Here is an 11,240-nt window from a genome sequence, read left to right on the forward strand (position 1 = left end):
GGGCCGGCGGGTCTTCGCAGGCCGGAGCCCTCTCCGGGGCAGCGCGGAAGATTCATCGCCACTAGTTGCTACCGTGGGGTGACGCAGCGCCAGCACTCTGTGGTGTATTAGACCGCACGCACATCCGGTGGGCACATGCCATCCGGCGAGGTGCATCCGTGGGAGGGGCGCGTGGGGACGGAACTCAACCGCCGCTGGGAGTCCGGAACGCACGCGTACAGCGTCTCCGACCCCTTCGGCCAGGGCCCGCTGCCCTGGCTGCGCAGTCCGGACCAGTACCTCGCGGGCGCCGAGGGCACCGTCCCCTGGTACGTCTCGGTGGACGCGCCGGGCCAGCAGCCGCTGGCGGGGGGCGCCAGGCCCAAGCCGCCGGTCGGCACCCCGCAGGGCGCCAACGACGTGGTGCAGCAGATCAAGGGCTTCGCCTCGGCCGGCGTCGTCCGCCCCGGCGGCTCGGTGGACTTCCGGGTCACCGTCAACCCGCCCCGCGAGTTCACCGTCGACGTCTACCGGATCGGCCACTACGGCGGCGACGGCGCCCACCACATGACGTCCAGCCCGCTGATCGCCGGGCTGGCCCAGCCCGCCCCGCTGGTGGTCGGCCGGACGGTCTCCTGCCACCACTGGTGGCACTCCTGGCGGTTGCAGATCCCCGCCCACTGGCAGCCCGGCGCCTACGTCGCGGTGCTGACCACCGGTGACATGCTGGACCGCAGCCACATCCCCTTCACCGTGCGGGACTTCGAGGACGAGGCGCACGCCGCCGAGCTGCTCCTGGTGCTCCCGGACGTGACCTGGCAGGCGTACAACCTCTTCCCCGAGGACGGCCGCAGCGGGGCCAGCCTCTACCACGCCTGGGACGACCAGGGCCGGCTGGTCGGCGAGCCGGAGGCGGCCGTCACCGTCTCCTTCGACCGCCCGCACGCCACCGCCGGACTGCCGCTGCACGTCGGTCACGCCTACGACTTCATCCGCTGGGCCGAGCGGTACGGCTACGACCTCTCCTACGCCACCGCCACCGACCTGCACGCCGGCCTGGTCGACCCGTCCCGGCACCGGGCGCTGATCTTCCCCGGCCACGACGAGTACTGGTCCGAGCCGATGCGCCGGGCCGCCGAACGGGCCCGGGACGGCGGCACCTCGCTGGTCTTCCTCTCCGCCAACACCATGTACTGGCGGGTCGAGCTGAGCCCGGCGCCCTCCGGCGAGCCCAACCGGCTGCTCAACTGCCGCAAACGGCAGAAGGTCCAGCCCGGCAGCCCGGCCGTCGGCGCCCCCGGAGCCGCCAGCGCGCTCTGGCGGGACGCCGGCGAGGCCGAGCAGCACCTGCTCGGCCTCCAGTACTCCGGCCGGGTCGCCGCCCCCGTCCCGCTGGTCGCCCGGCACACCGCGCACTGGCTCTGGGACGGCACCGGCGTCCAGGAGGGCGACGAACTGCCCGGCCTGGTGGCGGGCGAGGCCGACCGCTACTACCCCAAGGTGGCGCTGCCCGAGCACACCGAGCGGGTCCTGCTCGCGCACTCCCCGTACCGGGACCTCGGCGGCCGCACCCGCTACCAGGAGACCTCGCTCTACCGGGCGCCGAGCGGCGCGTACGTCTTCGCCTCCGGCACCTTCGCCTGGTCGCCCGCGCTGGACCGGCCCGGCCTCACCGACGAGCGGATCCAGCGGGCCACCGCCAACCTGCTGGACCGGCTCTGCAAGAACGGCTGAGCCCGAGGCCGTCGGGGCCCGGGCGGGCGTCCATGACAGACTCGGGGGCAGTGACCTCCCCTTTCGCGCCCCACGCCCGCGAACGACCCCTGAGGACTGAGACGACCTTGAGCGGATTTGTCACCAAGCCCGAGCCGGTCCAGGTGCCCGGCCTGGTCCACCTGCACACCGGCAAGGTGCGCGACCTCTACCGCGCCGAGTCGGGCGACCTCGTGATGGTCGCCAGCGACCGCATGTCGGCCCACGACTGGGTGCTGCCCAACGAGATCCCCGACAAGGGCCGCATCCTCACCCAGCTCTCGCTGTGGTGGTTCGAGCGGATCGCCGACATCGTGCCCAACCACGTGATCTCCACCGAGGTCCCGGCCGGCGCCCCGGCCGACTGGAAGGGCCGCACGCTGGTCTGCCGCAGCCTGGAGATGATCCCGGTCGAGTGCGTGGCCCGCGGCTACCTGGCCGGCTCCGGCCTGACCGAGTACGACGCCGACCGCACGGTCTGCGGCATCGCGCTGCCCGAGGGCCTGGTGAACAGCTCCGAGCTGCCCGCCCCGATCTACACCCCCGCCCTCAAGGCCGAGGTCGGCGAGCACGACGAGAACGTCTCCTACGAGGAGACCGCCCGCCGGGTCGGCGCCGAGCTCGCCAACCAGCTGCGCCGCACCACCCTCGACGTCTACGCCCGGGCCCGGGACATCGCCCGCGAGCGCGGCATCATCCTGGCCGACACCAAGTTCGAGTTCGGCCTGCTCGACGGCGAGCTGGTGATCGGCGACGAGGTGCTCACCCCGGACTCCTCCCGCTTCTGGCCCGCCGACCAGTGGCAGCCCGGCCGCTCGCAGCCGTCCTTCGACAAGCAGCTCATCCGCGACTGGCTGGTCTCCCCGGCCTCCGGCTGGGACCGCCACAGCGAGCTGCCGCCGCCGGAGCTGCCGGCCGAGGTCGTCGAGCAGACCCGCGCCAAGTACGCCGAGGTCTACCAGCTGCTCACCGGCACCCCCTGGGTGTAGCGCGTCCCCCGCGGGCGCGGCCGGGTCTCAGATCCAGCCGTGCTCGCGGGCGATCCGCACCGCCGCGTGGCGGTTCTCGGCGCCCAGCTTGCCCGCCGCCGACGAGAGGTAGTTGCGGACGGTCCCCTGCGAGAGGGCCGCGCGCTCGGCGATCTCGGCGATCGAGGTGCCGTCGGCGGCCAGCTCCAGCACGTCCGTCTCGCGCGGGGTCAGCGGCGTCTCGCCGGCACTGATCGCGTCCGCTGCCAGCTCCGGGTCGACGTACCGGGCGCCCGCCAGCACGGTGCGGATGATCCCGGCGAGGTCCGCCGCCGAGACGGTCTTCGGCAGGAAGCCGCGCACCCCGACCTCCAGCGCCCGCTTCAGGTAGCCCGGGCGCCCGTGCCCGGTGACGATCATCGTGCGGCAGTCCGGCAGCAGCCGGCGCAGCTCGGTGGCCACCTGGATGCCGTCCAGGCCGGGCATCTGGAGGTCCAGCACCGCGACGTCGGGGCGGTGCGCCTGCGCCATCGCCACCGCCTCCGGGCCGGACGCGGCCTGGGCGACCACGGTGATGTCCTCCTCCAGGGAGAGCAGCGCGGCCATCGCCCCGCGGATCAGGTGCTCGTCGTCGGCGAGCAGGACGCGCACGGGGGCGGTGTCGGTCATCGGGCGGGCCTTCCTGCGGTGGCGGGCTTACAGGGTGACGCGGCGGGACGGCGGCTCAGAGCGGCACGGTGGCGAGCACCCGGAACCGGCCCGGCCCGGTGGCCGGGACGCTCAGTTCGCCGTCGTGCGCGGCCAGCCGCTCGCGCAGCCCCCGCAGCCCGGTGCCGCCGCCCTGGGACGGGATCGGCACCGCCGGCACCCCGTCATTCTCCAGCTCCAGCACCGCCCGGCCGTCCTCCCGGCGCAGCCGGATCACGCAGTTGCCCGCCTCGCTGTGCCGCAGCACGTTGGTGGTCGCCTCGCGGATCACCCAGCCGAGCACCGACTGGACCGGCTGCGGCAGCCCGTCGGCGTCGTCGCCGAGGTCGATCTCGCAGGCCACGTCGGCCGCGCGCAGGACCGCCCGGGCGCCGATCGCCTCCGCGTGCAGGTCCGCGGTGCGGTAGCCGCGGACCACGTCCCGCACCTCGCGCTGGGACTCCTGGGCGATCCGCTGCACCTCGGCCATCTGGTCGGCGGCCTCCGGGCGGCCGCGCCGGGCCAGCTGGACGGCCAGCTCGCTCTTCAGCGCGATGGTGGTGAGGTTGCGGCCCATCACGTCGTGCAGGTCGCGGGAGAACCTCAGCCGCTCCTCGGCGACGGCCAGCTGGGCCTGTGCCTCGCGGGCCGCGTCGAGCTCCCAGACGACGCCCTGGAGCCAGGCGCAGCCGCGGCAGCTGAGGCCGATGACGGCCATCATGACCAGGTCGCCGACCACCATCCCGGCCGCCGTCGCGAGGTCGACCCCGGCCAGCAGCGTGGCGGGGACGACCAGCAGCCGGCCGGCGATCCCGACGAGGCACGCCTGCCGCATGGAGAGGCCCACGCACGCCGGGCCGAAGGCCGAGGCCACCAGGGAGGAGACGACCACGACGGTGAACGGCGGGCCGGCCGGGTCCTCCGGGCCCGCGGTACGGCCGAGCAGCAGCACGGCCCAGCAGCCGGCCAACGCCGTCGCGCCGGTGAGAACGAGCCAGCGCAGGTGGGTGGTGGGCCGCTTCAGGTAGTGGTCGAGCGAGGTGCGGTAGGCCCGCAGGCTGAGCAGGGTGGTGGCCAGGCCGATGACCAGGCTGACCTGGGCGGTGCTCCGGTAGGCCTCCTGGCCGACGGAGGATCCGGCTGCGAGCAGGACCAGCATCAGCAGGATCAGCGGCATCAGGTAGAGCGACCAGCGGAGGTAGAGCTCGGAGCGTTGCGGCTTGCCGTAGCCCTTCCAGATGCGTATCGGCCCGCGTACGGCCATCTGCTTCGTCCCCCGTCCGGCCAAGATCGTGTCCTGCTCTTCCTACCAGGTGCGGAGGGGTCCTAGCGGCGCGGCTCCCAGCGGAAGTAGCGGACGGCGCCCCAGGCCGCGAGGCCCAGCCAGACGGTGCCGGTGACCAGGTGCGGGGCGGCGGTGGCCCAGGTGCCGGCGAAGCCGGTGGCGGCCCCGGAGCCGTCGGTGCCGAACCAGCCGACGCGGATCAGCTGGAAGGCCGGGGTGGTGGGCAGCAGGCGGCAGACGTCGGCGAGGCGGTCCGGCATGACCTCCAGCGGGAAGAACAGGCCGGAGCCGAACTGGGTGAGCAGCAGGACCGGCATGGTGGTGATGCCCGCGCTCTCGACGGTCCTGGTGAAGGCGCTGGAGATCGCGGCCAGGGCCATCAGGGTGCCGACGACCAGCACCAGCCCGGCGGCCAGCAGCAGCGGGTTGACCGGCATCGCGAGGTGCAGGGCGCCGGCGCCGACCACCCCGATGACGGTGCACATCAGCAGGGCGAGGCCGACCGAGGGCACCGCGGTGCCGGCCAGGATCTCGGCGTCCCGGGCCTCGCCGGTGCGCAGCCGCTTGAGCACCAGCTCGCCTCGGCGGGCCACGTACGCGGCGGTCAGGTTGTAGTAGACGACGAAGGCCAGCACCATCCCGACCGCTCCGTTGACCAGCAGCGAGTCGACGTCGAGTCCGGGGTTGCTCTTGGCCTGCTCGTCGAGCACGTTCTTCAGCCCGCCGATCAGCAGCACCGGCAGCAGCAGGGCGGTGAACAGCGCGGTCCGGTTGCGCACGAGCAGGGTGGCCTCGGCCCGGCCGAGGGCGAGCAGCCGGCGGACGGTGGTGCTCTGCGGGCCGGCGGCGGCGGTGGAGACGGCGGTGGTCATCGGGCGAGTCCGATCAGGCGGCGGCGGGCGGTGGGGGCGGCGGGGGCGTCGGCCGGGGGCTGGTGGGCGGCCTCGGAGGCGATGGCGAGGAAGGCCTCCTCCAGCGAGGCGCTGCGGGCGTCGAGGGCGCCGAGCGCGACGCCGTGCAGGTCGGCCCAGCCGAGCAGCGAGGTGAGGGTGGCCTGGAGCCGCGGGGTGTGCACGGTGACCCGGCGGCCGGTGACGAGGACCTCGGCCCCGGTCAGCGGCGGGAGGGAGACACCGGAGTACTCGGGGAGTTCGAAGGTGATCCGGGCGGGGCGGCCGGCGATCACCTCGGCCACGGTGCCGGTGGTGACGACCCGGCCGCCGTGCATGATGGCCAGCCGGTCGGCCAGCTCCTCGGCCTCCTCCAGGTAGTGCGTGGTGAGCAGCACGGTGGTGCCCTCGGCCCGGAGGTCGCGGACCAGGCGCCAGACGGCGGCGCGGGCCTCCGGGTCGAGGCCGGTGCTGGGCTCGTCCAGGAAGAGCACCTCGGGCCGGCCGAGCAGGGCCATCGCCAGATCGAGCCGGCGGCGCTCGCCGCCCGAGAGCTGCTTGACCCGGACGTTGCGGCGGCCGGCCAGGCCGACCAGCTCCAGCGCCTCGTCCACCGGGCGGCTGCGGCTGGTCATCCCGGCCCAGCTGCGGCCGGTCTCGGCGACGGTGAGCTCGCCGGGGAATCCGCCCTCCTGGAGCATGATGCCGATCCGGGGGCGGACGGTGGCCCGCTCGCGGTGCGGGTCGTGGCCGAGCACCCGGACCTGGCCGCCGGTCGGGGCGGCGAGGCCCTCGATCAGCTCCATGGTGGAGGTCTTGCCGGCCCCGTTGGTGCCGAGCAGTGCGAACAGCTCGCCGCGGCCGACGGTGAGGTCGACGCCGCGAACCGCGTGGTAGCCGGTGGCGCCGGAGCCGTAGTGGCGGTGGAGGCCGGTGACCTCGATCACGGGCTCGCTCGGGGCGGGGGGCTGGCTCGTTTCCATGCCTCAAGCCTTCCGCCGCCCGGGCCCCGCGGGCAGTGCGCGCCGTCATGAGAACGGGGTGCGGTTACCCGGGCCGGCGATGACAAATGTCATCGCCCCGGCGAGGGCGGCCCGGCCGGGAATGGCCCGGCGCGGAATACCGCGCCGGGAACCCCGTGCCGGAAGCCCGTGTGGTGAAGTCCCGTGCAGTGGGCGCCCGCGCGGGGAAGCCTCGTACCGGGAACGCCGAAGGGCCCCCTCGATCGAGGGGGCCCTTCGTACTGGAGCGGACGACGAGATTCGAACTCGCGACCCTCACCTTGGCAAGGTGATGCTCTACCAACTGAGCCACGTCCGCAGGTCAAACTATTGAGTTGTGCTGTGCTCGCGCACTGCGAGCGGACGACGAGATTCGAACTCGCGACCCTCACCTTGGCAAGGTGATGCTCTACCAACTGAGCCACGTCCGCACGGTGCCTTGTGGGGCACCGGCCGCCTCTTCGGATCTCTCCGTTGCGGCGACGAGGAATACTCTACAGCATCGTTCGGGGTGGTCGCCCCACCCTTTCGGGCAGGTGGGACGACCGGGTCCCGGTGGGGTCAGTTCGCCTCGGCGAACGCCTCGTACACCGCCTTGGGGATGCGGCCGCGGGCGGGCAGCTCCATGCCGTGCGACTGCGCCCAGGCGCGCACGGCGGACGGGTCCGGGGTGAGCGCGGTGCGGCGGAAGGACTTTCCGGTGCGGCTCTGGCGGCGGCCGGCCGCGACGAACGGAGCGAGGGCCTCCCGCAGCTTTTCCGCGTTGTCCAGGGACAGGTCGATCTCGTAGGACTTCCCGTCGACGCCGAAGTGGACGGTTTCCGCGGCGGCGCCGCCGTCCAGGTCGTCGGAGAGCGTGACGACTACACGCTGAGCCATGGGTGTCAATCCTCTCGGGCAATTCGGCCGAAGGGCGCGGGGTGCGCTCCCGTGGCCTGATGTGCACCACACGCGCAAGGGCATACGGGCAGGCCTGATGGCGTGCCGGATACGCAGCACTTGCCGCGGCAGGTGGCCCTATTCTGCACCCGAAGCGGGTCGAAATCGAAGAGTCCGGCTTTCTTTTCCGGATATTCACGTCTCTTCGCCGGAGTACCGGATAGTGGCGCACTCGGCTGGCCGATCTGTCCCGGAGTGCCGGTATTCGGGTGCTCTTCGGCCGTTCTCGTTCGCCGAGCCGAATCCGTAGAAATGGGGTGGTCGCCGGGGTGGGGCACGGGCCCGGAACCCTTGCGGCGTAAGGGTCTCAGGTCTACGCGCGTCGCCCTCCCCGGCCAGCAATCCCACCCGAAACCCCCGGTAGTCTGGAGTTCCCCCGCCTCACGAAGACACCACCGGGAGTGCCAGTGGCACGCGTCGTAGTCGACGTCATGCTCAAGCCGGAGATCCTCGACCCCCAGGGACAGGCGGTGCAGCGCGCACTGCCCCGTCTCGGATTCACCGGGATCGCCGACGTCCGCCAGGGCAAGCGCTTCGAGCTGGAGCTGGAGGGCCCGGTCGACGACGCCGCGCTCGCCCGTATCCGCGAAGCCGCCGAGACCTTTCTCGCCAACACCGTGATCGAGGACTTCACCGTCCGCATCGAGGAGGAGGGCAAGTGACCACCCGCGTCGGCGTCGTCACTTTCCCCGGCTCGCTCGATGACCGCGACGCCCAGCGCGCGGTCCGCCTGGCCGGCGCCGAGCCGGTCGCCCTCTGGCACCGTGACAAGGATCTCCACCAGGTCGACGCCGTCGTCCTGCCGGGCGGATTCAGTTACGGCGACTATCTGCGCTGCGGTGCCATCTCCCGCTTCTCCCCGGTGATGGAGACCATCATCGAGCAGGCGAAGCTGGGAATGCCGGTTCTCGGTATCTGCAACGGCTTCCAGGTGCTCTGCGAATCGCACCTGCTGCCCGGCGCGCTCACCCGCAACGACTCGCTGCACTTCATCTGCCGCGACCAGAAGCTGCGCATCGAGAACAACGGCACCGCCTGGACCCGGGATTACTCGGCCGGCCAGGAAATCGTCGTCCCGCTGAAGAACGGCGAGGGCCGCTTCGTCGCCGACGAGCACGTCCTCGACGCGCTGGAGGCGGAGGGCCGCATCGTGGCCCGTTACCTGGATGTGAACCCCAACGGTTCGTACCGCGACATCGCCGGCATCACCAACGCCGCGGGCAATGTCGTCGGCCTGATGCCGCACCCGGAGCACGCCGTGGAGCCGCTCACCGGTCCGACCACCGAGGGCCTGGGCTTCTTCACTTCCGTCCTGAAGCAGCTGGTGAACGCCTGATGAGCCTCGACACCGTCAAGAACGCAGAGCAGACCCCGGACGCCGCCCAGCCGTGGGCCGAGCTCGGTCTCAAGCAGGACGAGTACGCGCGGATCCGGGAGATCCTCGGCCGCCGCCCGACCGGTGCCGAGCTCGCGATGTACTCCGTCATGTGGTCGGAGCACTGTTCGTACAAGAGCTCCAAGGTCCACCTGAAGCAGTTCGGCGAGAAGGCCCCGAAGAACGACGCGATGCTCGTCGGCATCGGCGAGAACGCCGGTGTGGTCGACGTCGGCCAGGGCTACGCGGTCACCTTCAAGGTCGAGTCGCACAACCACCCGTCGTACATCGAGCCCTACCAGGGCGCGGCCACCGGCATCGGCGGCATCGTCCGCGACATCCTGGCGATGGGCGCCCGCCCGGTCGCCGTGATGGACCCGCTGCGGTTCGGTGCGGCCGACCACCCGGACACCCGGCGCGTGCTGCCCGGGATCGTCGCGGGCATCGGCGGCTACGGCAACTGCCTGGGCCTGCCGAACATCGGCGGCGAGGTCGTCTTCGACTCCTGCTACCAGGGCAACCCGCTGGTCAACGCGCTCTGCGTGGGCGTGATGAAGCACGAGGACATCCACCTCGCGCAGGCCTCCGGCGCCGGCAACAAGGTCATCCTGTACGGGGCCCGCACCGGCGGCGACGGCATCGGCGGTGTCTCGGTGCTCGCCTCCGAGACCTTCGACGCCACCGGCCCGGCCAAGCGCCCGGCCGTCCAGGTCGGCGACCCGTTCCAGGAGAAGCTCCTCATCGAGTGCACCCTGGAGATCTTCGGCGAGAAGCTCGTCAAGGGCATCCAGGACCTCGGCGGCGCCGGCCTCTCCTGCGCCACCTCCGAGCTGGCCTCGGCCGGCTCCGGCGGCATGCGGATCGAGCTGGACACCGTACCGCTGCGCGACAACACGCTCTCGCCGGAGGAGATCCTCATGAGCGAGTCGCAGGAGCGCATGTGCGCCATCGTCGAGCCCGGCAAGGTCGACCGCTTCCTGGAGATCTGCGAGAAGTGGGACGTCATCGCCACCGTCATCGGTGAGGTGACCGACGGCGAGCGCCTGGAGATCTTCTGGCACGGCGAGCTCGTCGTGGACGTGCCGCCGCGCACCGTCGCCCACGAGGGCCCGACCTACCAGCGCCCGTTCGCCCGCCCGAGCTGGCAGGACGCGCTGCAGGCCGACGTCCCGGACGCCGCGCGGCTGGCCCGCCCGACCACCGGCGAGGGCCTCAAGGCCGACCTGCTGAAGGTCGCCGGCCACCCGAACCAGGCCTCCAAGTCCTGGATCACCGACCAGTACGACCGTTACGTGCTCGGCAACACCGTGCTCTCGGTCGGCGAGGACTCGGGCATGATCCGGATCGACGAGGAGACCAACCTCGGCGTCTCGGTCGCCACCGACGGCAACGGCCGCTACACCAAGCTGGACCCGTACACCGGCGCCCAGCTGGCCCTCGCCGAGGCGTACCGCAACGTCGCGGCCGGCGGTGCCAAGCCGCTCGCCATCTCCGACTGCCTCAACTTCGGCTCCCCCGAGGACCCGGACGTCATGTGGCAGTTCGCGGAGGCGACCCGCGGTCTGGCCGACGCCTGCCTGGAGCTCGGCACCCCGGTCACCGGCGGCAACGTCTCGCTCTACAACCAGACCGGCGAGGTCGCCATCCACCCGACCCCCGTGGTCGCGGTGCTCGGCGTCATCGACGACGTCACCCGGCGCACCCCCCTCGCCTTCGCCGAGGAGGGCCAGCTGCTCTACCTGCTCGGTGACACCGAGGACGAGCTCGGCGGCTCGGCCTGGTCGCAGGTGGTCCACGACCACCTCGGCGGTCTGCCGCCCAAGGTCGACCTGGGCCGCGAGAAGCTGCTCGGCGAGATCCTGATCGCCGCCTCGCGCGACGGCATGATCGACGCCGCGCACGACCTCTCCGACGGCGGCCTGGGCCAGGCCCTGGTGGAGAGCTGCCTCAAGGGCGGCAACGGCGCGCGGATCATCGTGCCCGAAGGCCAGGACCCGTTCGTGTTCCTGTTCTCCGAGTCGGCCGGCCGCGCGGTCGTCGCGGTGCCGCGCAGCGAGGAGCTCCGGTTCAACGACATGTGCACCGCACGCGGCCTGCCGGCCACCCGGATCGGCGTGGTCGACGGCGATGCGCTGGACGTCCAGGGGCAGTTCACCGTCTCGCTGGCCGAGCTGAAGGACGCCCACACCGGCGTCATCGAGGCCCTGCTCGCCTGATGCGGCTGTGACGAGGGGCGGACGGTTCGAAGGAACCGTAGGGCCCTCGGGGTATGGTTGGCCCAGTCCTGCGCAGAGCCGTTAGTACCAGACGACGAAGGGCCGGGGCGCGCTGGCGGCGCCGACCGGCGCGGGGCGCCGAGCGGTC

At 72.4% G+C, this 11,240-nt stretch carries 10 protein-coding genes and 2 tRNA genes; 5 read left to right on the top strand and 7 right to left on the bottom strand.

Going from position 1 to position 11,240, the window contains the following annotated elements; translation table 11 throughout:
• The first annotated feature begins 171 nt into the window (after positions 1-171).
• Positions 172-1,713, top strand: coding sequence for a N,N-dimethylformamidase beta subunit family domain-containing protein (locus tag ACFC1F_RS22205; RefSeq protein ID WP_376160582.1), 1,542 nt, complete (start codon positions 172-174; stop codon positions 1,711-1,713).
• A gap of 107 nt (positions 1,714-1,820) precedes the next feature.
• Entirely contained in the window at positions 1,821-2,720 is a 900-nt protein-coding gene (locus ACFC1F_RS22210) for a phosphoribosylaminoimidazolesuccinocarboxamide synthase (RefSeq protein ID WP_376160584.1), read from the top strand.
• Between the two features lie 27 nt (positions 2,721-2,747).
• Here ACFC1F_RS22210 and ACFC1F_RS22215 read toward each other — a convergent pair whose 3' ends face one another.
• The 7 genes from ACFC1F_RS22215 to ACFC1F_RS22245 form a co-directional block, all read right to left on the bottom strand.
• Entirely contained in the window at positions 2,748-3,368 is a 621-nt protein-coding gene (locus tag ACFC1F_RS22215; RefSeq protein ID WP_148643880.1) for a response regulator transcription factor, read from the bottom strand.
• A gap of 55 nt (positions 3,369-3,423) precedes the next feature.
• Positions 3,424-4,650, bottom strand: coding sequence for a sensor histidine kinase (locus ACFC1F_RS22220; protein ID WP_376160586.1), 1,227 nt, complete (start codon positions 4,648-4,650; stop codon positions 3,424-3,426).
• 62 nt (positions 4,651-4,712) lie between these two features.
• Positions 4,713-5,543, bottom strand: a complete 831-nt coding sequence (locus ACFC1F_RS22225) for an ABC transporter permease (RefSeq protein ID WP_209415643.1) — start codon at positions 5,541-5,543, stop codon at positions 4,713-4,715.
• Complete coding sequence (locus ACFC1F_RS22230) at positions 5,540-6,544, bottom strand: ABC transporter ATP-binding protein (RefSeq protein WP_376160588.1); 1,005 nt, start codon at positions 6,542-6,544, stop codon at positions 5,540-5,542. Before ACFC1F_RS22230 ends, ACFC1F_RS22225 begins: the two co-directional genes overlap by 4 nt.
• A gap of 261 nt (positions 6,545-6,805) precedes the next feature.
• Positions 6,806-6,881, bottom strand: a tRNA-Gly gene (locus ACFC1F_RS22235).
• A gap of 39 nt (positions 6,882-6,920) precedes the next feature.
• Positions 6,921-6,993: transfer RNA gene (locus ACFC1F_RS22240), tRNA-Gly, on the bottom strand.
• A gap of 130 nt (positions 6,994-7,123) precedes the next feature.
• The gene (locus ACFC1F_RS22245; protein WP_148643884.1) at positions 7,124-7,441 is read right to left on the bottom strand and encodes an Lsr2 family protein; all 318 of its coding nucleotides are present in this window, start codon (positions 7,439-7,441) and stop codon (positions 7,124-7,126) included.
• A gap of 467 nt (positions 7,442-7,908) precedes the next feature.
• Between ACFC1F_RS22245 and purS the strand changes: the two genes are divergently transcribed.
• Genes purS through purL form a run of 3 tightly spaced genes read left to right on the top strand, consistent with a single transcriptional unit; the run spans position 7,909 to position 11,092 of the window.
• Entirely contained in the window at positions 7,909-8,163 is a 255-nt protein-coding gene (purS, locus tag ACFC1F_RS22250) for a phosphoribosylformylglycinamidine synthase subunit PurS (RefSeq protein ID WP_209415641.1), read from the top strand.
• Positions 8,160-8,837 carry a phosphoribosylformylglycinamidine synthase subunit PurQ gene (gene purQ, locus ACFC1F_RS22255; protein ID WP_148643886.1) on the top strand — a complete coding sequence of 226 codons (678 nt, stop codon included), beginning with the start codon at positions 8,160-8,162 and terminating at the stop codon, positions 8,835-8,837. Before purS ends, purQ begins: the two co-directional genes overlap by 4 nt.
• A complete protein-coding gene (gene purL, locus ACFC1F_RS22260) occupies positions 8,837-11,092 on the top strand; it encodes a phosphoribosylformylglycinamidine synthase subunit PurL (RefSeq protein WP_209415640.1) in 2,256 nt (751 codons plus the stop codon). Before purQ ends, purL begins: the two co-directional genes overlap by 1 nt.
• Positions 11,093-11,240 lie beyond the last annotated feature (148 nt).

This window comes from Kitasatospora sp. NPDC056181 (assembly GCF_042266225.1).
Classification (GTDB): domain Bacteria; phylum Actinomycetota; class Actinomycetes; order Streptomycetales; family Streptomycetaceae; genus Kitasatospora.